Source organism: Comamonas sp. wu1-DMT, assembly GCF_040187805.1.
GTDB classification, from domain to species: Bacteria; Pseudomonadota; Gammaproteobacteria; order Burkholderiales; family Burkholderiaceae_C; genus Comamonas; species Comamonas thiooxydans.
Genome location: NZ_JBANEM010000005.1, coordinates 169,299 through 192,395 on the forward strand (window position 1 = coordinate 169,299; position 23,097 = coordinate 192,395).

The window sequence follows — 23,097 nt, forward strand, 5'->3', positions numbered from 1 at the left end:
GTAATGTATTTGAACCGCCGCGCGGCATCGTGCGGCGGTTTGCTTTTGGGGCACAGGCCCCTGTTTGACGTTGTCACTCAGGACTGTGCGAGAGGTGCCGCGCTTGGCGCGGCGTTTGCTGAATTTGGAGACTCGATCATGGCCACCATCCCAATCACCAAGCGCGGAGCAGAAAAGCTCAAAGTGGAACTGCAACGCCTGAAGACTGTGGATCGTCCCGCGGTCATTCAAGCCATTGCAGAGGCCCGTGCTCAGGGTGACCTGAGCGAAAACGCCGAATATGAATCCGCGAAGGAGCAGCAGGGCTTCATCGAAGGCCGCATCCTCGAGGTCGAGGGCAAGCTGTCTGCCGCGCAGGTCATCGACCCGACCGAGCTGGATGCCGGCGGTCGCGTGGTGTTCGGCGCGACCGTGGACCTGGAAGATGAAGACAGCGGCTCGCCCGTGACCTACCAGATCGTGGGCGAGGACGAGGCCGATCTCAAGCACGGCCTGATCAATGTGTCCAGCCCCATTGCCCGTGCCCTGATCGGCAAGGAAGAGGGCGATACTGCCGTGGTGCAGGCACCGGGCGGCGAGCGTCGCTATGAAATCGTGGGCGTAAAGTACGTGTAAGCACCCCCTGAGGCGCTGCGCGCCTTCCCCCTCTCTGCCTCGCGGAGGGGGCAACATCTTCGCTGCGGGGCTGCCCTTGCTTGATGTTTCTGGCCTGGGCGCTGCGCCGCGTTCAAGGATTCGTGACTATGTACGAGCGTTTGCCTGTTTTCCTGGCCGCTTTATGGTGGGGCAGTCTGTGCTCCATTGGCTTTGTGGCCGTGCCGATGCTGTTTGCCCATCTGCCCACGCCGGCTCTGGCGGGCTTTATGGCGGCCAAGCTGTTCGCCGCGCAGACCTGGATTTCCATAGCATGTTGCGCTCTTCTGCTGGTGTTTTCAAAGCGAAAACATGCTGAAAAGATTGAGCAATGGGCGCAAGCAGCTATCGGTTTTGTTATCGCCGGCATGTTGCTGGCGCTGCTGGTGCAGTACGGCGTGTCGCCCAAGATCGTGGCGCGCGAGAACCTCAGGCTCTGGCACAGCGTAGGCACCGGCATGTATGCGCTGCAGTGGCTGTGCGCCGCCATCGTGCTGTGGCGTGTGGCGGGCACGCGCAAGCCGGCTTGATCCAGTGCAAGCCCGCGCCAGCTGTGGGGAGTACACTGCCGAAGCCATGGAATCTCAAATCGTAAAAATCGACGCGACCGACTGGAGCCAGGTCCAGGGGCGCGATGAATGGACTGCTGCCGTCGAAGCCGGCAAGGTGCTGTACTTTCCGCAACTGAGCTTTCAGCTGACCGAGCAGGAAAAAGCGCTGCTGCGCCCCGATGTGCGCGATCCCAAGACGCGCAATATCAGCCTCAATGTGGATGGTTCGATCAAGGGTGTGGCAGGCGACGAGGCCACGCAGGCCCAGGTGGCGGGCATGGTCAGGCGCTTTCGCGACCAGGCCACGGCGCTGATCGCCGGCCTGTTTCCCGCCTATATGCCGGTGGTGCGCATGGCACCCACCAGCTACCGACCTTCGCAGGTGGAAACGCGGGCGCAGTCCTGGCGTGCCGACGACAAGCGCATGCATGTGGATGCCTTTCCTTCGCGGCCCAACTATGGTGAGCGCATTCTGCGCGTCTTCACCAATGTCAACCCGGATGGCCAGCCCCGGGTCTGGCGAGTGGGCGAGCCCTTCACCGATGTGGCCAAGCGTTTTGTGCCGCGTGCCAAGCCCTACAGCGCCTGGCAGGCCAAGGCGCTGGAGCTGCTGCATGTGACCAAGTCCTATCGCAGCGAATACGACCATTTGATGCTGCAGCTGCATGACGGCATGAAGGGCGATCCCGACTATCAGAAAAATGCTCCCCAGGAAACCGTGCCTTTCGCGGCAGGTTCCACCTGGGTGTGTTTCTCCGATCAGGCAGTGCATGCCGTCATGTCGGGGCAGTACATGCTGGAGCAGACCTTGTTCCTGCCGCCAGGCAGCGAATACAACCCGGCGGCCAGCCCGCTGTCCATTCTCTCGCGCATGAAGGGGCATCCGCTGGTCGATGCCAAATATCGCTGATCTATCGGTCAGGCGAGCACAAAAAAGGCGTTGAACCTCGCGGTCAACGCCTTTTGTTTTTGAGGCTGCAACTGCAGCCGTCCTTCAGCCCCAGGCCTTCTCGATCCACCTGGCGGGCTCGATATGGCGAAAGCGCTTGTTGCGACGGCCTTCCAGCGCGTCGGGCGGGTTCACTTCGCCGTGGAAGATCACGATGCGCGCATCGGCCGGCGGCACCGGCTCCTTCCAGTAGTTGCTGGGCCAGGTCGGAATGCAGTAGTACTTGAAGCTGGGGCACCAGGCGGCAGGCCAGTAGTCCAGCTTGCCCTGCTTGTGCAGAAAGTGCGACAGATACTCCTGCTCGTTGCGGTACTTGCCGCGCATCTCTTCGGTGTGCGCGCGGAAATGCTCCAGCACATCGGCATGGGCACCCAGCTCGAAGCGGTAGACCGAGGAGTTGCCGACAATGCGTTCGCCAAAGCGCCAGAAACGCGGATAGTCGTGAATGATGCGGAAGTCGCCGGGCAGCGTGAAGAACTCGTCGAGGCTGCCCACAATCACCACGTCCAGGTCCAGGAACAGCGCCTGACCCTTGAGGCCATGCAGGTCGCGCTCGAAGGTGGTGAGCTTCTTCCAGGCGCCGTCACGCTGGCCGGGCGCCAGATGGATGTTCAGGTCGGGGATGGGGAAGCACTCCACTTCGGAGCGAATCCCCTCTGTGCTGTCGGTCAGGCAGACAAAGCGAAAATCTCCGCTGAGATGGCGGCGCACCATGGCATAGAGTCGGTTGACGTACTCCGGGCCGTATTTGGTGCCCCATTTCATGCAAAGAATGTGGCGTTGCTGCTGTGTGGTCTGAACCATGGGTTGGCGGTCTCGGCGAGGAAATAAGGCAATGGGGCGGGCAGACAGGGCGGATCGGCAGATCAGTCCTGACGGCCTTTCTTGACCGACTTCTGCTTGGGCTTGGCGCGCTTGATGGTGCCGCCGGCGGTCAGGCGCTGGTTGCCGAGCACGCGCAGCTGCTTGACTTCGGGCTTCTGGCCGGCGCGGCCGAACTTGAGCACCTTGACGTCGCGAGGACCGGGCATGCGGTCTTCGTCAAAGGCCTTTTCCTTTTCGGGAATAGGGCGCCACAGCACCAGCAGCTTGCCGATGTGCTGGATGGGAGCCGCGTTCAGCTCGTCGCAGAGTTGTTGATAGATTTGCTCGCGGGCTGCACGGTCGTCGCCGAAAACGCGGACCTTGATCAGACCATGGGCATTGAGTGCGGCGTCCACTTCCTTTTGAACGGCAGTGGTCAGACCATCGCCACCGATGAGGACGACGGGGTCCAGATGGTGGGCTTCGGCGCGGTGTTCCCGGCGCTGCGCGGGAGTTAATTCAATTTGGGGCATACCCGTATTATCAAGGCTGCGAGAATTCAGGCATGAAAACGAAAACCAAAAGCAAGAAGGTCAATAAGAATTGGCTGCACGATCACATCAATGACCCGTATGTGAAAGCTGCCCAAAAGGACGGCTATCGTGCGCGCGCGGCCTACAAGCTCAAGGAAATTGACGAGTCGCTCAAGCTGATTCAGCCCGGCCACACCGTGGTGGACCTGGGTTGCGCGCCCGGCGCCTGGAGCCAGTATGTGCGCCGTCGTCTCTCGCCCAGCGGTGCGGCCGTGGGCGAGCTCAATGGCCGCATCATCTCGCTGGACCTGCTGCCCATGGAGCCCATCGAGGGCGTGCATTACATCCAGGGCGACTTTCGTGAGGAGGCGGTGCTGGCGCAGCTGGAAGAGGCCATGGGCGGCGGCAAGGCCGACGTGGTGGTCTCGGACATGGCGCCCAATCTGTCGGGCCATGGTGCCACGGACGGGGCGCGGGTTGCGGTGCTCATCGAGATGGCCGTCGATTTTGCGATCAACAACATGAAGCCCGAGGGCGCGCTGGTGGTCAAGCTTTTTCACGGCAGCGGCTATAACGAGCTGGTGGATCTGTTCAAGCAGACCTTCAAGGTGGTCAAGCCCATCAAGCCCAAGGCATCGCGCGACCGGTCTGCCGAGATTTTCCTGGTGGGGATGGGTCTCAAGCAGGGCTCTTGACGGAGTTGCCGGCTCGCATAGGGGCATTTGACCTCATGCCTTGCTGCAGCAAACCAGTGAAACTGATAGCGCAAAGCCTTGATAAAACACAGGCTTAGGGCCGATTGCCTGCTGGGCCGTACCTTGCCTATGGCCGCTATAGGGGGAAATAGGCGTCTTTGGCGCTTGAAACACCTAAAATGAACCTCAACTAGGTCTGGAGTCCCCTCCGGGCCTTTACGTCTGAATATTCCATTGGAGCCCCGCTTGAACAATCAGTGGTTTTCAAAAGTCGCCGTCTGGCTGGTCATCGCCATGGTGCTGTTTACGGTGTTCAAACAGTTTGACACCCGAGGTGCTGGCGGTGCCTCTCATGTTGGCTACTCGGAATTCCTGGAGCAAGTGCGCAACAACCGTATCAAGAGTGCCACCATTCAGGAAGGTGCTGGCGGTACCGAGGTCGTAGCCACCACCACCGATGACCGCAAGATCCGCACTACGGCCACCTACCTCGATCGCGGTCTGGTGGGCGACCTGATCAACAACAACGTCAAGTTCGACGTCAAGCCACGTGAAGAAGGCTCGCTGCTCATGACGCTGCTCGTGAGCTGGGGCCCCATGCTGCTGTTGATCGGCGTATGGGTGTACTTCATGCGCCAGATGCAGGGTGGCGGCAAGGGCGGCGCCTTCAGCTTCGGCAAGTCCAAGGCGCGCATGCTCGACGAGAACAGCAATACCGTCACCTTTGCCGACGTGGCTGGTGCCGATGAGGCCAAGGAAGAAGTCAAGGAAGTCGTGGACTTCCTCAAGGACCCCAACAAGTTCCAGAAGCTCGGCGGCCGCATTCCCCGCGGTCTGCTGCTGGTCGGCCCTCCCGGTACCGGCAAGACGCTGCTGGCCAAGTCCATCGCGGGCGAAGCCAAGGTGCCTTTCTTCTCGATCTCGGGTTCCGATTTCGTTGAAATGTTCGTCGGCGTGGGCGCGGCCCGCGTGCGCGACATGTTCGAGAACGCCAAGAAGAATGCGCCTTGCATCATCTTCATCGACGAAATCGACGCCGTCGGTCGCCAGCGCGGTGCCGGCATGGGCGGCGGCAACGACGAGCGCGAGCAGACACTGAATCAGATGCTGGTCGAGATGGACGGTTTCGAGACCAACCTCGGTGTGATCGTGGTGGCGGCAACCAACCGCCCCGACATTCTGGATGCGGCCTTGCTGCGCCCCGGTCGTTTCGACCGTCAGGTCTATGTGACGCTGCCCGATATCCGCGGCCGCGAGCAGATCCTGAACGTGCACATGCGCAAGATTCCCGTGGGCCAGGACGTGAACCCCGCCATCATCGCGCGCGGCACGCCCGGCATGTCGGGCGCCGATCTGGCCAACCTCTGCAACGAAGCGGCTCTGATGGCGGCACGCCGCAATGCGCGCACTGTGGAGATGCAGGACTTCGAGAAGGCCAAGGACAAGATCATCATGGGCCCCGAGCGCAAGACCATGGTCATGCCCGAGGAAGAGCGCCGCAACACGGCCTACCATGAAGCCGGCCATGCCCTCATCGGCAAGCTGCTGCCCAAGTGCGATCCCGTGCACAAGGTCACCATCATCCCGCGCGGCCGTGCGCTGGGCGTGACCATGAGCCTGCCCGAGAAGGACCGCTACTCCTATGACAAGGAGTACATGCTCAACCAGATCGCCATGCTGTTTGGTGGCCGTATCGCCGAAGAAGTGTTCATGAACCAGATGACGACTGGTGCGTCCAACGACTTCGAGCGCGCGACCCAGATCGCCCGTGACATGGTGACGCGCTACGGCATGAGCGATGCCCTGGGCACCATGGTCTATTCCGAGCAGGAAGGCGAACCTTTCCTGGGCCGTACCTTCAGCCGTGGCTCCAATCTGTCCGAGTCCACCATGCAGAAGGTGGACGACGAAGTGCGTCGCATCATCGACGAGCAATATGCTCTGGCGCGCAAGCTGATCGAAGACAACAGCGACAAGATGCATGCCATGGCCAAGGCCATGCTGGACTGGGAGACGATTGACGCCGAGCAGCTCAACGACATCATGGCGGGCAAGGAGCCTCGTCCTCCCAAGGACTGGACGCCTCGCAACCCACCCTCGTCGGATGGTGGCAATTCCTCGGGAGGCAATCCCGCATCGAATGCCGAGCCCTCACCGACTACGGCTTGAGCGCCAAGCCTCACACACAAAAGGTCCCTCAGGGGCCTTTTGTTTTTGCACTCTCAGATATCGGAAGATTTATGTCGCAACAGTGGCAAACCTCGCGTTTTCTCTTGCAGCTCGACAAGCCTCAGGTCATGGGCATCGTGAATGTGACCCCGGATTCCTTTTCGGACGGAGGCAGGCATGCCGGTGTATCCCAGGCCATGGCCCATGCGGAGCTGCTTCTGGAGCAAGGGGCGCATATTCTGGATATAGGTGGCGAGTCCACCAGGCCGGGGTCGCCTGCTGTGAGTCTCGAAGACGAGCTGGCTCGCGTTCTGCCCGTGCTGCGTGAAGCCGTCAAGCTCAACGTGCCCATCTCCATCGATACCTACAAGCCCGAAGTCATGGCCGCGTCTCTGGATCTGGGGGCGGACATCATCAACGACATCTGGGCGCTGCGCCAGCCCGGTGCCTTCGAGGTGGTGAGCAGGCACGCCAGCTGTGGCGTGTGCCTGATGCATATGCACAAGACCCCGCAAGACATGCACCTGGAGCATATGGAGGGCGATGCCGTGGCTCAGGTTCGGGACTTTCTGCTGCAGGTGACTCAGCCTTTGCTCGATGCAGGCGTTGTTCGCTCCCGCATCGCCTGGGATTACGGTATTGGTTTCGGCAAGAGCGTGGTACAAAATTTTGCCTTGCTTGCACATCAGCGTGAGCTGCTGGGCCTAGACTTCCCCTTGCTGGCGGGTTGGTCGCGCAAGGGCTCTCTGGGGCAGGTGACCGGCCTGCCTGTGGATCAGCGCATGGTGCCCAGCGTCGCGGCGGCATTGCTGGCGGTCGAGCGTGGGGCCAAAATTGTGCGTGTCCACGATGTGAAGGATACGGTGGCTGCGCTGGCAGTCTGGCAGGCCATGCATGATGCGCAAGCGCTGCAGGCCTGATGACTGAGTATTGAATCTAAAAAGGACAACGAGAATATGGCACGACAGTATTTCGGCACCGACGGGATTCGCGGCACGGTGGGCAAGTCGCCCATCACGCCTGACTTTGCCCTGCGCCTGGCACATGCCGTGGGGCGCGTGTTGCGTCGCACGCAAGAGCGCCCTCTGGTGCTGATCGGCAAGGACACCCGCATCTCTGGCTACATGCTGGAGAGCGCGCTCGAGTCGGGCTTCAACTCTGCCGGTGTCGATGTCATGTTGCTTGGCCCCTTGCCGACACCGGGCGTGGCCTATCTGACGCGTGCCCAGCGCGCCAGCCTGGGGGTGGTGATCAGCGCCAGCCACAACCCGTTTTATGACAACGGCATCAAGTTCTTCAGTGCCGAGGGCACCAAGCTGCCTGATTCCTGGGAAGAGGATGTGGAGGCCGCTCTCAAGGAAGACCCCGTCTGGGTGGATTCAGCCTCTTTGGGCAAGGCGCGACGTCTGGCCGATGCCGCCGGCCGTTATATCGAGTTCTGCAAAAGCACTTTCGATCACAGCCTGTCGTTGCGGGGCCTGAAGATCGTAGTGGATGCGGCCCATGGCGCGGCCTATCAGATTGCTCCCAAGGTCTTTCACGAGCTGGGTGCCAATGTGGTGGAAATCGGCTGCTCCCCGGACGGCCTGAACATCAACGAGGGAGTTGGCGCGACCCATCCCGAAGCGCTGGTGAGGGCGGTGCGTGCCAACAATGCCGACTATGGCGTGGCGCTGGACGGCGATGCCGACCGTCTGCAACTGGTCGATGCGCAAGGCCGTCTCTACAACGGCGACGAGCTGCTCTATCTCATGGCGGCCGATCGTCTGGCTCGCGGCGACGTAGTCAGCGGCGTGGCGGGAACCCTGATGACCAATATGGCGGTGGAGCAGGCGCTCAAGGAGCAGGGCGTGGGTTTTGTCCGTGCCAAGGTGGGAGACCGCTATGTTCTGGAGGCGCTCAATGCCAAGGGCTGGCAGCTGGGCGGCGAAAGCTCGGGCCACCTGCTGGCGCTGGACAAGCACACGACCGGTGACGGCCTGGTCAGTGCACTGCAGGTGCTGCAAGCCTGCGTGCGCTCGAAGAAGACCATTGCCCAGTGGCTGGAGTCCGTGAAGCTGTTCCCCCAGGTCATGATCAATGTGCGCTTGCAGCCTGGCCAGGACTGGAAGTGCAACGCCAAGCTGCCAGGTGAGCAGGCAGCGGTTGAAAAGCTGCTGGGCAGCGACGGCCGTGTGCTGATCCGTCCCAGCGGTACCGAGCCCCTGGTGCGAGTCATGGTCGAGGCCAGGAGTGCGGACATGGCCAGCAACTGTGCCGAGCGTCTCGCCGAGGTGGTCAGGGCCAGCTGAAGCTGCGCAAACCCTGATGACTGTCATGAACAACGATGACAGTCATCTTTTGGTCATCTAATTGTCATAAACCATGGGCAGACTGCGGACATGCCCTCAGGGGCGCTTCAAGCTTTCGCAGGCTGCTGCCACATGTCCCAATCCGTATCTGGTTCTGACTCTTTTTTTTCCACTTCCATCACTTCATCTTCAGGGCAGGATCCGGCTGCAGTTTCCCCAGTGACCTCGCAGACCGATAGTCAGGCGCATGAGGCGGGACCTGCATCCCTGGGTCTGGCGCATATCTCGCTTGTGCCTCCCGTCACGACAGCGGTCGACAACTGCGCGAGCGAGCCGGCTGCAGTTGCGCAAGCCGGGGCGGCCGGGCACCATGGTGTGCCCGGTGCCGTTTCTGACGCTGCGACACCGGCCCCTGCAAAAGCGCCGCGCCGACGCCGAGCGGCGTCCAAGAACGAGGTAGCCATGCCGCCTGTGATCGAGCCGACTCTGGAGCTGCTGGACCGCGATCAAAGCATTCTGGTCTTCAATGAGCGCGTGCTGAACTGGGCCGAGCGCGAGGATGTGCCGCTGCTCGAGCGCCTGCGCTATCTGTGCATCGTGTCTTCCAATCTCGACGAGTGGTTCGAGGTGCGCTGTGCACCTCATGTCTCGGCCGCCAAGGTCGGTGATGAACAGGGGCCGTACTCGCGCGCCAGCTTCGAGCGACTGATGACCACGGCCCACGGCCTGGTGGCCAAGCAGTACCAGCTCTATAACCAGTCCATCATTCCCGCGTTCGACAAGCATGCGATTCGCCTGGTTTCTCACGGCGAGCGCAGCGTGGCGCAGCGCAAATGGGTGCGCGAGTACTTCATGCGCGAGGTGCAGCCCCTGCTGATGCCGGTGGGGCTGGATCCGTCGCATCCCTTCCCGCAGGTCGCCAACAAGGCCTTGAATTTCATCGTGCGCCTCAATGGCGTGGATGCCTTCGGGAGGGCCAATGAAGTGGCCATCGTCAAGGTGCCGCGTGCCTTGCCGCGCCTGATCCGTCTGCCCGAGAAGATCTCGGGCAAGCAAAAGCTGTTTGTCAGCATCTCCAGCGTGGTGCGTGCCCATCTGGCCGAGCTGTTCCCGGGGCGCGAAGTGTCGGAGTTCTCGCAGTTCCGTGTCACCCGCCACTCCGATCTGGCCGTGGACGAGGACGATGTGGTGGATCTGCGCATGGCCCTGCGCCAGGGCCTGCACCATCGCCATTACGGTCAGGCCGTGCGTCTGGAGGTGTCCTCGTCCTGCTCTGTGGTGCTCTCTGACCTGCTGCTGGAGCAATACGGCCTGCCGGCCGAGGCGCTGTTCCGCGTCAAGGGGCCGGTGAATCTGGTGCGCCAGATGCAGCTGATCGATCTGGTCGACGACCCGGCCCTGCTGTTTCCCAAGTGGAAGCCGGCCTGGCCCACGCAGCTCGTGCCAGGCCGATCCATCCTGGCGCAGATGCGCAAGAGCGACATCATCATCCATCAGCCATTCGAGAGCTTCGATGGCGTGCTGGAGTTGCTGCGCGAGGCCGTGAACGATCCGCAAGTGCTGGCCATCAAGCAGACCATCTACCGCACGGGCACCGACTCCGAGATCATGAGCCTGCTGGCCGAGGCCGTGAGCCGCGGCAAAGAGGTGCTGGCCGTGCTGGAGCTCAAGGCGCGCTTTGATGAAGAGGCCAATATCAACTGGGCGGAAAAGCTGGAGTCGCTGGGCGTGCAGGTGGTGTATGGCGTGGTCGGCCTCAAGACCCATGCCAAGATGCTGCTCATCACGCGCCGTGAAAAGCGCAACAACCAGCTCAAGCGCTATGCCCATCTGTCCACGGGCAACTACAACGCCCGCAGCGCGCGCCTTTACACCGACATCAGCCAGCTGACCTGCGATGACGAGATCACGGCCGATATGGATGCGGTATTTCGCCACCTGTCCAGCCATAACACCATGCCCAAGCTGCAAAAGCTGGTCATGGCGCCGTTCCATCTGCAAAACCGCATGCTGGAGCTGATCGGCCTGGTGGCCGCCGCAGCGGCGCGGGGCGAGAAGGCACGCATGGTGCTCAAGATGAATGCGCTGACCGACGAGCCCCTGATTCGCGCCCTGGTCGAGGCCGGCCGCAAGGGCGCGCAGATCGATCTCATCGTGCGCGGCTCATGCATGTTGCCGGCGCAGCGCCCGGGCGTGACGGACAATATCCGCGTGCGCTCCATCATCGGCCGTTTTCTGGAGCATTCACGCGTCTTCTACTTTGCCTGGGGCCAGGAAGAAGAGCTGCTGCTGTCCAGTGCCGACTGGATGAATCGCAATATGCTCAGCCGCGTGGAGCTGGCCTGGCCGGTGCTTGACAAAAAGCTGCGCCAGCGTGTGATCGACGAGTGCCTGGTGGCCTATCTGGGCGACGACCGCGATGCCTGGACGCTGGATGCCTCGGGCGTTTACCAGAAGCCCGCGCGTCCGCTGGAGGGCAAGGGCGCCCAGCAGGCCCTGATGGTGCGCTATGGCGGCAAGAGCGTTTGAATACTCTGAAAAGAGGAGCGCCTTGCGCCTGATATGCAATGTTTTCAGATATTTTTAGTATTGAAATCAATGTTTGACAGTTGCTTGCAGCTATCTTTTTGAAGGGCTTTCAGAGCAAAAAAAGGGACTGCCTCGCAGTCCCTTTACCTTTTGCAGGCCGCGGCGGCCTGGCAGGTGATATCAGCGCAGCTGCAGCTTGAGGCTCCAGGGCGTCTTGCTCCAGGCCATGGCTTCCTCCTCGAGCAGGCGGGCGGATTGCGGGTAGGTCAGCATCCAGCCCGAAGGTGTGGAGAGCTTGCATTCCGAGCCCGAACGCTTGATCTGCATGCCCTGCATGTCAGGGTCGCGGCGGGTATGGCTCAACTGCACGGCAATGCGCAGTGCCATCAGCGGCAGGGCCAGCTGCGGCTCTTCGATGGCGTCCTCCAGCTTGCGCAGCTTGCCCTGGTGACCCAGCACCAGCTGGCAGATGTGCTGGCGCAGCTCGGGCTCCCAGGTGGCCAGGCCGCAATGCTCGACAATGTAGGCGCCGTGGCGGTGATAGTCGCTCAGAGCCACGCGCATGCCCACCTCGTGCAGTTGCGCGGCAATGGCCAGGGCCTGAGTGCTCAGCGGCGCGGCTTCTGCGGGCAGGATTTGCTGGCACAGCTGGGTGGCAATGCGCTGAACGCGCTGGGCATGGGGTACGTCCACGCCGAAGTCCAGTTGCAGTGCGCCGACTTCCGCGGCTTCCTTGTCGGCAGGGGGCTCATGGTCGAGCAGGTCGTGCAAAGCTCCCTGGCGCAGTGCGCCCTGTGCAACTTCCAGCTCGGTAATGCCCAACAGGTCGACCACGGCCATCATCACGCTGATGCCGCCTGCGACCACCGGGCGGCGATCTTCCTTGAGGCCCGGCATGCGCAGGCGCTCCACATGACCGATGTCCAGCAGCAGCTCGTAGAGGTAGCGCAGCTTGGCGGGCGTGATCACCTGCCCGTCCAGGCCCTGGGCCGTGAGAGCGTCCGCCACGGCGTTGGCCGTGCCGGAGGATGCATAGGCGCAGTCCCAGGCCGTGCCCGGGTAGGCGAACTGGGCCTGGGTCAGGCGTTGCTTGGCGGCGGCAACGGCGGCCTGGAAGTTGGTCTTGTTCAGTGCGCCGTCGCTGAAGAAACGGCTGCTCCAGGAGACGCTGCCCAGTGCGAACGATGCCACTTGCAGTGGCTGGCTGTGCTGGCCGATGATGATTTCGGTGGAACGTCCGCCAATGTCGATGACCAGGCGTTTTTGCTGGCTGGGCGGCAGCGAACTGGCCACGCCGCGATAGATCAGCCGGGCTTCCTCCTCGCCGGCAATGACTTCGATGGGAAAGCCCAGCAACTGGCTTCCACGCGTCACGAATTCGTCGGCATTCAGTGCCTCGCGCAGGGTCTGGGTGGCTACAGCGCGGACATGCGAGGCATCAAAGCCCCTGAGGCGTTCGCCAAAGCGAGCCAGGCACTCCCAGCCGCGCTCCATGGCTTCGCGGGAGAGTTCCTGGCGCGAGTTCAGGCCATTGCCCTGGCGCACGGTTTCCTTGAGGTATTCCACACGCTCGATGCGTTGATGCGAGCCGATGCGGCCTATTTCAAGGCGAAAGCTATTGGAACCAAGGTCTACGGCGGCAAGCAGCGATTCAGGAGCCATTTCTGAGCCAATCAATGCGTTGTTGTTATGCGGGTTGGGGCACGGGCAGAGCATGAGCGTGATGGAACAGGCGACACATGCACCGGGCAGTGGAATATGCAATACGGGCCGTCATCGAGCTTGCGGGGCGTGGGGTTCAACCTCTGCCAAGTCAGGTATTTGCAGGTATTTGCCGGGTTGGGCCGCCAGAGTGTGCTCACGCTGTGTGACAGACTATGTCATACATTGCCGGCGATCAGACTCCAGCCTTGCGACAAGCTGTTACCCGGGCCGGGTCTGCGGGTCAAGGCTCAGCAGTTTGCGAATGAAATATGACACTCGCATGACCGCTTTGGAGCTCTTTCACTCGGTTGCGCCTTGAAATTTTCATGTCACGACCTTGTCATAAAAGGTTTTTAAAGTTCACTCCATCGAATCTTTCAACCCTAAGAGGTCGTTTCATGAAGTTGTCCTTGATTCACGTTCTGGTGGCTGGTGCTCTGTCTGCAGCGGGTATTGCCAACGCCAGCCAGGAAGCCACAGGTGCCGGTGCGAGCTTCCCGGCTCCTCTGTATTCCAAGTGGGCTGCCGACTATCACAAGGCCACCGGCGTCAAGATTAACTATCAGTCCGTGGGTTCCAGCGCCGGTGTCAAGCAGATCGAAGCCAAGACCGTGGACTTCGGTGCTTCCGATGAACCCCTGAAGGATGACGAACTGGCCAAGAAGGGTCTGGTTCAGTTTCCCACCGTGATCGGCGGCATTGTTCCCGTGGTCAACATCAAGGGCGTGGCTCCCGGCCAGCTGAAGCTGTCGGGCCAGGTGCTGGGCGATATCTACCTGGGCAAGATCTCCAAGTGGAATGACCCCGCCATCACGGCTCTGAACCCCGGTGTGGCGCTGCCTGACGCCGCTATCGCTCCCGTGCGCCGCGCTGACGGCTCCGGCACCACCTTCGGCTTCACCAACTACCTCTCCAAGGTCAATGCCGAGTGGAAGGAAAAAGTGGGCGAGGGCAAGGCCGTGAACTGGCCCACCGGTGCCGGCGGCAAGGGTAACGAAGGCGTTGCCGCCTTCGTGGGGCGCCTGCCCAACTCCATCGGCTATGTCGAGTACGCCTATGTGAAGCAGAACAAGCTGACCTACACACAGCTGCAGAACAAGGAAGGCGCTTTTGTCTCTCCTGACGACGAGACCTTCAAGGCAGCTGCTGCTGGCGCTGACTGGGCCAAGAGCTTCTACCAGATTCTGACCAACCAGCCCGGCAAGAACGCCTGGCCCATCACCTCGGCAACCTTCATCCTGATGCACAAGACTCAGGAAAAGCCTGCTCAGGCCGCCACCTCGCTGAAGTTCTTCGACTGGGCTTACAAGCAAGGTGACAAGACTGCCGCCGACCTGGACTATGTGCCCATGCCCGACGCAGTCAAGAACGTGATCTACAAGTCCTGGAACGACATCAAGGACGCTTCGGGCAAGGTTGTTTCCAAGTAATTTCGTGTCATCAGTGAGCAGCGGGCTGCCGTGCCGGACGGTATGTTCGCTGCTTGTTTCAACCCTTTGCGAATAAAGGCGCTCACGTGTCCACTACGTCGCCCTCCAGTTCGCTGGCTGCAGCCCCCACCGATGCCGCCAAGCGACGCTCTCCCTCTCCGCCACGTGCTCCGATGATCTCGGGACGTATGGCGGATCGTTTGTTTGGTGGCCTGGCACGCAGCGCAGCAATTTTGACGCTGGTGCTGCTGCTGGCCATCATGGTTTCGCTGATCTTCGGCGCCTGGCCCGCCATCTCCGAATATGGTCTGAGCTTTCTGACCAGCAGTGTCTGGGACCCCGTGCAGGATCAATACGGCGGTCTGGTCATGATTTACGGCACGCTGGCCACTTCGGCCATCGCGCTCATCATTGCAGTGCCCGTGAGCTTCGGCATTGCCCTGTTTCTGACGGAACTCTCGCCCGCCTGGCTCAAGCGCCCTCTGGGCACTGCCATCGAGTTGCTGGCCGCAGTTCCCTCCATTGTTTACGGCATGTGGGGCCTGATGGTGTTCGGCCCCGTGCTGGCCACCTATGTGCAGCAGCCCCTGCAGAACCTGCTGACCGGTGTGCCCTATCTGGGCGCTTTTGTTTCCGGCCCTCCCGTGGGTATCGGTATTTTGTCGGCCGGCATCATTCTGGCCATCATGATCATCCCCTTCATCGCCTCCGTGATGCGCGATGTGTTCGAAGTCACGCCGGCGCTGCTCAAGGAGTCGGCCTACGGTCTGGGCTCCACGACCTGGGAAGTGGTCTGGAAAGTGGTGCTGCCCTATACCAAGACCGGCGTGCTGGGCGGCGTCATGCTGGGCCTGGGTCGTGCACTGGGCGAGACCATGGCCGTGACCTTTGTGATCGGCAACATGAACCAGCTCAATTCCCTGTCCGTGTTCGAGGCTGCGAACAGCATCACTTCGGCGCTGGCCAATGAGTTTGCCGAAGCGGGCGAGGGCCTGCATCAGGCGTCGCTGATCTATCTGGGTCTGGTGCTGTTCTTCATCACCTTCGTGGTGCTGGCCTGCTCCAAGCTGCTGCTCAACCGTCTGCAGAAGAACGAAGGAGCCCGCTCATGAGCCCGACCTCCACCTCCACCAAAATGCTCGACGCAGCCGATCTGGCTGCGGTGCGTCAGGCCAAGTACAACAAGCGCAAGCGCCTCAATCAGGTCGCGCTGACCCTGTCCATGGCAGCCATGCTGTTTGGCGTGTTCTGGCTGGTCTGGATTCTCTGGGAAACCATTCGCCAGGGCCTGGGCGGTCTGAACTTCGCACTGTTCTCGCAGATGACGCCTCCTCCCAACGAGGAGGGCGGTATTGCCAATGCCATCTGGGGCTCGCTGATGATGGTGGCGCTGGCCACTTTCGTGGGCACGCCTATCGGCGTGATGGCCGGGGTCTATCTGGCCGAGTACGACAAAAAAGGCTGGCTGGCTTCCACCACCCGCTTCGTCAACGACATTCTGCTGTCGGCACCCTCCATCGTCATCGGTCTGTTTGTCTATACCGTGGTGGTGGTGCGCTTCAAGAGCTTCTCCGGCATGGCCGGCGTGATCGCGCTGGCGCTGATCGTGATTCCCGTGGTCATCCGCACCACGGAAAACATGCTGGTGCTGGTTCCCGCCAGCCTGCGTGAAGCAGCTTATGCGCTGGGTACGCCCAAGTGGAAGGTCATCATCATGGTGACCTTGCGCGCAGCCCGCGCCGGCGTGATCACCGGTGTGCTGCTGGCAGTGGCTCGTATTGCAGGCGAGACCGCTCCGCTGCTGTTCACGGCGCTGAACAACCAGTTCTGGAATGCCGACATGAGCAAGCCCATGGCCAGCCTGCCGGTCACCATCTTCAAATTTGCCATGAGCCCGTATGAGAACTGGCAGCAACTGGCCTGGGCCGGTGTCTTCCTCATCACTGTGGCTGTGCTGGGTCTGAATATCCTGGCGCGTTTCATCACCCGCCAGAAATAATTCGAAAGTTCAAGATCATGACTGCAATCACTGCTCCCGCCAACATCAAGCTGGCCGTGCGCGACCTGAACTTCTACTACGGCAAGTTTCACGCGCTGAAGAACATCAATCTCGATATTCCCGAGAAGAAGGTCACGGCCTTCATCGGTCCCTCGGGCTGCGGCAAGTCCACGCTGCTGCGCACCTTCAACCGCATGTTCGAGCTCTATCCCGAGCAGCGCGCCGAAGGTCAGATCATGCTGGACGGCGACAATCTGCTGACCAGCAAGCAGGATGTGGCACTGATTCGTGCCAAGGTCGGCATGGTGTTCCAGAAGCCCACGCCGTTCCCCATGTCCATTTATGACAACATCGCTTTCGGCGTGAAGCTGTTCGAGAATCTCAACGCCTCGGACATGGACGACCGCGTGGAGTGGGCGCTGCGCAAGGCAGCACTGTGGAACGAAGTCAAGGACAAGCTGCAGCAAAGCGGCTCGGGTCTGTCGGGCGGTCAGCAGCAGCGTCTGTGCATCGCTCGCGGCATTGCCATCAAGCCCGAAGTGCTGCTGCTGGACGAGCCCTGCTCGGCGCTGGACCCCATCTCCACGGCCAAGATCGAGGAGCTGATCGCGGAGCTGAAGAACGACTACACCGTGGTCATCGTGACACACAACATGCAGCAGGCCGCCCGTTGCAGCGACTACACGGCCTATATGTATCTGGGGGATCTGGTGGAGTTTGGCGACACCGAAAAAATGTTCTTCAAGCCCCAGCGCAAGGAAACGGAAGACTACATCACAGGCCGCTTCGGCTAAGGACTTAAAAATGACAGAAAAACATTTGTCCACGCAGTTCGACTCCGAACTCAATCGTGTCTCGGCACGCGTCATGGAGCTGGGCGGTCTGGTCGAGTCGCAGATCAGCAATGCCGTCTACGCACTGACCAGCTTCAGCACCGAAGCGGTTGAGCAGGTCATCAGCACCGAGCAGCGCGTCAACGCCATGGAGGTCGAGATCGACCATGAGCTGTCGTCCATCATTGCGCGCCGCCAGCCCACGGCCCGCGACCTGCGCCTGCTGATCGCCTTCTCCAAGGCCACGGCCAACCTGGAGCGCATGGGCGACGAAGCCTGCAAGATGGCGCGCATGGTCAAGTCCATCATCGAAAGCGGCGCTGCCCGTTCGCTGCCCAGCGGCGAATTGCGCATGGCGGCACAGATGGCTTCCGAGCTGCTGCGCAAGACCCTGGATGCCTTCGCACGACTGGACACCAAGGCGGCAGTGGCCATCTTGCGTGAAGACGACCTGATCGACGAAGAGTTCGACGGCTTTGTGCGCAAGCTCATCACCTACATGATGGAAGATCCGCGCACCATCTCCGCCAGCCTGGACCTGCTGTTCCTGGCCAAGGCCATCGAGCGTATCGGCGACCACTCCAAGAACGTGGCCGAGCTGATCATCTACCTGGTCGAGGGCAAGGATGTGCGCCATCAGACCATGGCTGAAATCGAATCTGCGGTGTTGTAAGACGGAGGCTACTCAGGGATGAAGAAGATGCCCATGGTCCTCATCGTGGAGGACGAACCTGCGATTGCAGAGTTGATCGCGGTCAATTTGAGGCATAACGGCTTCCAGCCCGTCTGGGCGGAAGACGGCGTTTCGGCGCAGCGCGAGCTTGATGCCGTGCTGCCCGACGTGATTTTGCTCGACTGGATGCTGCCCGGGGCCAGCGGTCTGTCTCTGGCTCGCAAATGGCGTGCCGACAGCCGCACCAAGGCCGTGCCCATTCTCATGCTGACGGCGCGTGGCGACGAGCCCGACAAGGTGGCGGGACTGGATGCCGGTGCGGATGACTACATCACCAAGCCTTTCTCCACCCAGGAGCTGCTGGCCCGCATTCGTGCCGTGCTGCGCCGCCGTGCGCCTGAACAGGTGCAGGACAAGGTCAGCATTGGCGAGCTGGTGCTGGATGCCGCGGCCCACCGCGTGAGCTGGCAGGGCGATCTGCTCAAGATCGGTCCCACCGAGTTCAAGCTGCTCAACTATCTGATGAAGCACCCCGAGCGCGTGCACAGCCGTGCGCAGTTGCTCGACAAGGTCTGGGGCGATCATGTCTTCATTGAAGAGCGCACCGTGGACGTGCACGTCAAGCGCTTGCGAGAATCGCTGGGCGTGGCGGGTGTTCTGATTGAGACCGTGCGCGGTGCGGGCTACCGTTTCAGCGCCCAGGCCATGGCCTGACAGCATTTCCCCCCCGAACCTCGGCCCGGCCTGGCTGGGTCGTCAAAAATCACAACTGAAAGCAAATATGGGGTGGCGTGGTTTTCGATTGTTGGCTTCTCAGGTCGCGGCAGCCGTGGTGGTATGGCTGCTGTGGGCCTATCTCGTTGCACCCGGTGCGACGGTGCTGCAGCAATGCGTGGCGGCCATGACGGGCGCCTTGATCGGCGGCTGGATATGGTGGCTGGTGGACAGCTGGAATGGCGCGCGGCTGCTGCACTGGCTGCGCCAGTCGGAGCTGGGCGCAGTGCCCAATCTGGCAGGGATCTGGGGCGAGGCCAGCGTGCGCATGCGCCGCTGGATTCGCCAGAGCGTGCAGCAGGTGCAGCAGGGCGACCAGCGGCTCAATGACATTCTGTCTGCCTTGCAGGCCAGTCCCAATGGCGTGGTCCTGCTCGATGCACAGGGCCGCATCGAATGGTGCAATCAGATTTCCGCCAAGCAGTTCGGCTTTGATGCCGAGCGCGATGTGCTGCAAAGCATCGGTAATCTGGTGCGAGATCCTCAGTTCAGTGCCTATTTTGCAGCGCAGGACTTCAGTCATGATCTGGTCATGCAGGGGCGCGAAAGCACACCTTCGCGGCCGGTCAAGCTGTCGGTGCAGCTCTACGGCTACGGTGAAGGGCGCAAGCTGCTGCTGGCGCGCGATGTGACGGCGCTGGAGCAGGCCGAGGCCATGCGCCGCGACTTCGTGGCCAATGTCTCGCACGAAATCCGCACGCCTCTGACCGTGCTGGCCGGTTTTGTCGAGACCCTGCAGAACCTGCCGCTCGAGGAAGACGAGCGCAGGCGCTATCTGGAGCTGATGGCCCAGCAGGCCGAGCGCATGCAGCATCTGGTGGAAGACTTGCTGACCCTGTCGCGCCTGGAGGGAAGCCCGCTGCCCAGCAACAATGACTGGGTGTCGGTGGCGCAACTGCTCAATCGCTGTGAGAACGAGGCTCGTGGCCTGTCCAATGCCTTGACGCGCAAGCAGGCCAAACCCCATGTGCTGAACTTTCCTGATGAGCAGGCGCTGCGGCAGGCCGGAGATCTGGCAGGCGCGAGTGCAGAGCTGCACAGTGCGTTTTCTAATCTGCTGGCCAATGCCATGCGCTACACGCCGGCTGGCGGGCAGATCGATGTGCGCTGGCAACTGCTGCCCGATGGATCGGCCCGCTTTGCCGTCAAGGACTCCGGCCCTGGCATCGACGAAAAGCATGTGTCGCGCCTGACGGAGCGCTTTTATCGCGTGGATCGCAGCCGCTCACGTGACACGGGCGGCACCGGCCTGGGGCTGGCCATCGTCAAGCATGTGCTGCAGCGGCATGGCGCAAGGCTCAGTATTGAGAGTGAGCTGGGCAAGGGTTCGGAATTCGCCGTCACCTTCCCGCCCAGCCGTGTGCGGGCAGTTGCTGAAGCGCCTGCCAAGGCACTTTCTCACTAGGAGGCTCCAGGCTGGGTCTGCGGCTTAGGAGGTCGTATGGCTCTGTGCAAAATGCTGCTGAAGGCCATGGCCGTGACAAACAGGGCTGCCGCGCTGCAAACCCAGAAGGGCATGGGCGTGGCCTGCCAGTCCAGCCAGCCTTCGGCTGCTTGCCATCGGTAGGTCAGCCAGTAGCCAAGGCCCAGGCCGCCGCCCCACAGCAGCAGGCAATAGATCACCAGAGGCGCCACGGTCACGCGATAGCAGCGCAGCACGAAAATGCAATAGGTCTGCACGCAGTCCGCCACATGGTATGCAGCCACGCAGATCAGCAGCCAGGACGTCATTGCCAGCACCCGCGGGGAGTCGGTGTAGATGTCTGCAATCCAGGTGCGAGCGATCAAGAGCGTAGCTGCTGTCGCAATACCGATGAACAGAGCAAGCTTGAAACACTGTTGAATCAGCGTCCTGGCCTGGGCTTCGTCACCGGCGCCGCGCCAATAGCTGACGCGGGCGCTGGTCGCAATGGCCAGAGACAGCGGCACCATATAGCAGATGGCGGCCAGATTGGCGGCGATCTGGTGGCTGGCGGACGAGAGCGAGCCCTGCCTTGCCACATACAGGGCCATGAGGGTGAAGGAGGTGACTTCCACCAGAATGGCCAGGCCTGCAGGAATGCCGAGGCGGCAGAAATGGCCCAGTTGCCGCCAGTCAGGGCGCTCCAGCTTCTGCCAAAGCGCCAGCGGAGCATAGAAATCCTGAGTGCGCATCAGCCACAGAGCCACGGCAAACATGGTGTAGTTGACCAGCAGCGTGGCCAGTGCGCAGCCCACTGCTCCCAGGGGCGCAAGCCCCAGCCCGCCAAAGGTGAACCAGATGGACAAGGGGATCTTGATCAGCAGCGAGATGAGTTGCAGCCAGGTGACCAGCTTGGGGTGGCCTAGCGCCTGGTTGAGCGCGCTGTAGATGCGAAACAGCAGCGCCGGTGGCAAGCCCCAGGCCAGTACGGCGAGATAGCGCTTGACCTCCAGTTGCAGCGCATCGGGCACGCCCGTCCAGTGCAGCAGTGCACCGGGCATGAGCAGCACCGCCATGCCGAGCACGCAGGCCATGGCGCACAGATACATGGACTGGCGCAGCGATTGACCTATGGCCAGGGGCTGACCGGCGCCGCGCTGCTCGGACCACAAGGGCAGAAGAGCCTGAAAAATGCCCATCAGCGAGGCATAGACGCTGATGAAAATGGCCGACCCTACGGAGAGGGCGGCCACGGCATCGTTGGAATAGCGGCTGGCCACGATGGTGTCGGTGGTACCAAAGGCCATGACGGCCAGCTGTCCGGCCAGCACGGTGCCCGCATGCCGTCCTATGTACTGCAATTCGCCCTTCATGGGGCTTTGGGGCCGGTGTACTTGAGCAGTACCAGGACTTCCTTTTGGCCTGCCAGACGGGTGATGCGGCTGACCTCGCTCCAGCCCTGGCGCAGCTTGCGATTGTGATCGCCCGCCCAGCGGTCTGCGTCGACCAGCGCCCAGCCGCAGTCGCCGGGATTGCTGCGACGCAATAGTGCCGTATCCACATGGGTGTAGTAGCGCACGGCCGCAATCTGCGAACGGCCCAGGCCGTAGGTCAGCACGCAGCTTGTGGCGCCGTTCTGCTTGAGTTCGCCACCCAGCTGTGTCATCTGGAATTCATAGCTGCGAGCATGATCCAGCGGCTCCATCCAGAGTGTGGACAGCAGCACCCAGCTCAGTGTGGCGCCGCCGGCAGGAAGCACCAGGCTCTTCCAGATGGCTGCACGATTGCGCGAGGTGCGCCAGATCACCAGCACAAACCAGCCGGCAGTGGCGATCAACGCCACGATGACCGTGGGCCAGGAGATGCTGGCCTCGAATTGCGGAGCCAGACGCGCAATATTGGCGGCGATCTTGGGCGGGAATCCGGTCTGAAACGCCAGCCAGACCACCCAGATGGCAATCGCGGATGCCGTAAAGAACAGCAGCGTGAACCAGTCGATCAGCGCGCTGATGCTGCGGCGGAAAGTGGGCAGGGCGAAGGCGGCCAGGGTGGCGATGGCGGGAAGTCCCAGCAGCAGTGCCCGATCGGCCGGGGTGCTGCTCAGGCAGGCAGCCACCGGGACTGTGGCAAACAGCAGGGCGATGGACAGATGCGGGTTGTGGCCGGGGTAGGCAATCTGGCGGCGCCAGACCCACAGCGTCCACAAAGCCAGGGGCCAGGCAGGCCAGCAGAACCACAGCAGCAGTTGCAGCAGGGCATCCCAGTCCTTGAACGAGTCCACCAGATGCCAGACCCATTGATCCAGAGCCGTGGTCAGGCTTGCTGCGAGCACCGTGGCGGCCAGCCAGGCTGCGGCCCAGGCGCGGGCCTGACGGTGAGCGCGGCCGGGATTGTCGCCCCAGCTGCGCTGTGTGAAGGCGATCACGCTGCCACCCAGTCCGAACAGCACGGAAAGAGTGGGGGCGCCGCTCAGGGCCAATCCCAGCAGGCCGAATAGCAGTGCCGCGGCTGACTTCCTGGGGTGATAGGCCATGGCCGCCGCTGCAAAAAACAGCAGCGCCGTGCAGCCCAGCTGCGTGACATAGCTGGTGGTTTCATGCGAGAGCTGCGCCAGGCCCAGGCAGGCAACCAGGGCCAGCAAAGCCGCATCGGCCATGGCGCGGGCATAGTCGATCAGCTGGGCTTCCCCGCCAAAGGCAAAGGCCACGGGCTGCGCCCCAGGGGTGCGTGCAAGGTAATAGGCTCCCCACCAGGTGGCGCCCAGGGTCACGATCAGCAAGGCGATGAAGGGCAGGCGCGCCGCCATCTCGGCGCCAAGCAGCCACTCGAAACCCTGCAAGGACAAGGCACCCAGCCAGTAGGGCAGCAGGCCGTCCATGCTGGGAGCCAGGCCCGAGAGCTTGGGGGCCAGCCACTCGGTCTTGCCCAGCGCCAGCTCGCGCATATAGCCAAAGGCCTCCATATCGTTGGAGCGCCAGGGGCCACGCATGACAAAGCCGGGAATCACATAGGCCAGGCACAGCAAAAGCAGGGCCCAGCGCGGCAGGCGGCGTACAGCGCTTTGGGCAACGATGGCAGGTGTGGGCTGGTTCACGCAGTCAATCCGGTAGCGGCTGTGCGAATTTGCA

The 23,097-nt window shown here is 61.9% G+C and carries 20 protein-coding genes; 15 read left to right on the plus strand and 5 right to left on the minus strand.

Features of this window, described 5'->3' with window-relative positions; all coding sequences use genetic code 11:
- Nucleotides 1-138 precede the first annotated feature (138 nt).
- The 3 genes from greA to kdoO all read left to right on the plus strand — a co-directional run bounded on the left by greA (nucleotide 139) and on the right by kdoO (nucleotide 2,094).
- A complete protein-coding gene (greA, locus tag V8Z78_RS09960) occupies nucleotides 139-615 on the plus strand; it encodes a transcription elongation factor GreA (RefSeq protein WP_003067350.1) in 477 nt (158 codons plus the stop codon).
- Between the two features lie 128 nt (nucleotides 616-743).
- The gene (locus V8Z78_RS09965; protein WP_046462537.1) at nucleotides 744-1,163 is read left to right on the plus strand and encodes a DUF4149 domain-containing protein; all 420 of its coding nucleotides are present in this window, start codon (nucleotides 744-746) and stop codon (nucleotides 1,161-1,163) included.
- Between the two features lie 46 nt (nucleotides 1,164-1,209).
- Nucleotides 1,210-2,094: a Kdo hydroxylase KdoO gene (gene kdoO, locus V8Z78_RS09970; RefSeq protein ID WP_003067346.1), complete on the plus strand. Its 885-nt coding sequence runs from the start codon at nucleotides 1,210-1,212 to the stop codon at nucleotides 2,092-2,094.
- Between the two features lie 84 nt (nucleotides 2,095-2,178).
- Here kdoO and V8Z78_RS09975 read toward each other — a convergent pair whose 3' ends face one another.
- A complete protein-coding gene (locus V8Z78_RS09975; protein ID WP_012839116.1) occupies nucleotides 2,179-2,937 on the minus strand; it encodes a glycosyltransferase family protein in 759 nt (252 codons plus the stop codon).
- 62 nt (nucleotides 2,938-2,999) lie between these two features.
- Nucleotides 3,000-3,470: a YhbY family RNA-binding protein gene (locus tag V8Z78_RS09980; protein WP_003067342.1), complete on the minus strand. Its 471-nt coding sequence runs from the start codon at nucleotides 3,468-3,470 to the stop codon at nucleotides 3,000-3,002.
- A gap of 32 nt (nucleotides 3,471-3,502) precedes the next feature.
- Between V8Z78_RS09980 and V8Z78_RS09985 the strand changes: the two genes are divergently transcribed.
- From V8Z78_RS09985 to ppk1, 5 genes are all read left to right on the plus strand, one after another.
- The gene (locus V8Z78_RS09985) at nucleotides 3,503-4,165 is read left to right on the plus strand and encodes an RlmE family RNA methyltransferase (RefSeq protein ID WP_003053442.1); all 663 of its coding nucleotides are present in this window, start codon (nucleotides 3,503-3,505) and stop codon (nucleotides 4,163-4,165) included.
- A gap of 246 nt (nucleotides 4,166-4,411) precedes the next feature.
- Nucleotides 4,412-6,334: an ATP-dependent zinc metalloprotease FtsH gene (ftsH, locus tag V8Z78_RS09990; RefSeq protein WP_003067340.1), complete on the plus strand. Its 1,923-nt coding sequence runs from the start codon at nucleotides 4,412-4,414 to the stop codon at nucleotides 6,332-6,334.
- A 71-nt stretch (nucleotides 6,335-6,405) separates the two neighbouring features.
- Complete coding sequence (gene folP, locus V8Z78_RS09995; protein ID WP_349731305.1) at nucleotides 6,406-7,254, plus strand: dihydropteroate synthase; 849 nt, start codon at nucleotides 6,406-6,408, stop codon at nucleotides 7,252-7,254.
- A 36-nt stretch (nucleotides 7,255-7,290) separates the two neighbouring features.
- A complete protein-coding gene (gene glmM, locus V8Z78_RS10000; RefSeq protein ID WP_349731306.1) occupies nucleotides 7,291-8,625 on the plus strand; it encodes a phosphoglucosamine mutase in 1,335 nt (444 codons plus the stop codon).
- Between the two features lie 462 nt (nucleotides 8,626-9,087).
- The gene (gene ppk1 / locus V8Z78_RS10005) at nucleotides 9,088-11,154 is read left to right on the plus strand and encodes a polyphosphate kinase 1 (protein WP_012839114.1); all 2,067 of its coding nucleotides are present in this window, start codon (nucleotides 9,088-9,090) and stop codon (nucleotides 11,152-11,154) included.
- A gap of 180 nt (nucleotides 11,155-11,334) precedes the next feature.
- Here ppk1 and V8Z78_RS10010 read toward each other — a convergent pair whose 3' ends face one another.
- Nucleotides 11,335-12,816, minus strand: coding sequence for a Ppx/GppA phosphatase family protein (locus tag V8Z78_RS10010; RefSeq protein WP_349731307.1), 1,482 nt, complete (start codon nucleotides 12,814-12,816; stop codon nucleotides 11,335-11,337).
- 440 nt (nucleotides 12,817-13,256) lie between these two features.
- Here V8Z78_RS10010 and pstS point away from each other — a divergent pair, with 440 nt between their 5' ends.
- From pstS to phoR, 7 genes are all read left to right on the plus strand, one after another.
- On the plus strand, nucleotides 13,257-14,288 hold the full coding sequence (gene pstS / locus V8Z78_RS10015) for a phosphate ABC transporter substrate-binding protein PstS (protein WP_003067330.1): 1,032 nt from the start codon (nucleotides 13,257-13,259) through the stop codon (nucleotides 14,286-14,288).
- A gap of 173 nt (nucleotides 14,289-14,461) precedes the next feature.
- Entirely contained in the window at nucleotides 14,462-15,400 is a 939-nt protein-coding gene (gene pstC, locus V8Z78_RS10020; protein ID WP_034358718.1) for a phosphate ABC transporter permease PstC, read from the plus strand.
- Nucleotides 15,397-16,287, plus strand: a complete 891-nt coding sequence (gene pstA, locus V8Z78_RS10025) for a phosphate ABC transporter permease PstA (RefSeq protein ID WP_003067325.1) — start codon at nucleotides 15,397-15,399, stop codon at nucleotides 16,285-16,287. The genes pstC and pstA overlap by 4 nt, the downstream gene beginning before the upstream one ends.
- A gap of 17 nt (nucleotides 16,288-16,304) precedes the next feature.
- The gene (gene pstB, locus V8Z78_RS10030; RefSeq protein ID WP_003067324.1) at nucleotides 16,305-17,081 is read left to right on the plus strand and encodes a phosphate ABC transporter ATP-binding protein PstB; all 777 of its coding nucleotides are present in this window, start codon (nucleotides 16,305-16,307) and stop codon (nucleotides 17,079-17,081) included.
- A 10-nt stretch (nucleotides 17,082-17,091) separates the two neighbouring features.
- A complete protein-coding gene (phoU, locus tag V8Z78_RS10035; protein WP_003067322.1) occupies nucleotides 17,092-17,793 on the plus strand; it encodes a phosphate signaling complex protein PhoU in 702 nt (233 codons plus the stop codon).
- 18 nt (nucleotides 17,794-17,811) lie between these two features.
- Nucleotides 17,812-18,507: a phosphate regulon transcriptional regulator PhoB gene (gene phoB, locus V8Z78_RS10040; RefSeq protein ID WP_003053455.1), complete on the plus strand. Its 696-nt coding sequence runs from the start codon at nucleotides 17,812-17,814 to the stop codon at nucleotides 18,505-18,507.
- 88 nt (nucleotides 18,508-18,595) lie between these two features.
- Nucleotides 18,596-19,972: a phosphate regulon sensor histidine kinase PhoR gene (gene phoR, locus V8Z78_RS10045; protein ID WP_046462523.1), complete on the plus strand. Its 1,377-nt coding sequence runs from the start codon at nucleotides 18,596-18,598 to the stop codon at nucleotides 19,970-19,972.
- Here phoR and V8Z78_RS10050 read toward each other — a convergent pair.
- Together V8Z78_RS10050 and V8Z78_RS10055 are read right to left on the minus strand one after the other, a co-directional pair.
- On the minus strand, nucleotides 19,969-21,342 hold the full coding sequence (locus V8Z78_RS10050) for an MATE family efflux transporter (protein ID WP_046462522.1): 1,374 nt from the start codon (nucleotides 21,340-21,342) through the stop codon (nucleotides 19,969-19,971). The two genes, phoR and V8Z78_RS10050, sit on opposite strands and share 4 nt — an antisense overlap.
- Nucleotides 21,339-23,063, minus strand: a complete 1,725-nt coding sequence (locus tag V8Z78_RS10055) for a hypothetical protein (protein ID WP_046462521.1) — start codon at nucleotides 23,061-23,063, stop codon at nucleotides 21,339-21,341. The genes V8Z78_RS10050 and V8Z78_RS10055 overlap by 4 nt, the downstream gene beginning before the upstream one ends.
- Between the last annotated feature and the right edge of the window lie 34 nt (nucleotides 23,064-23,097).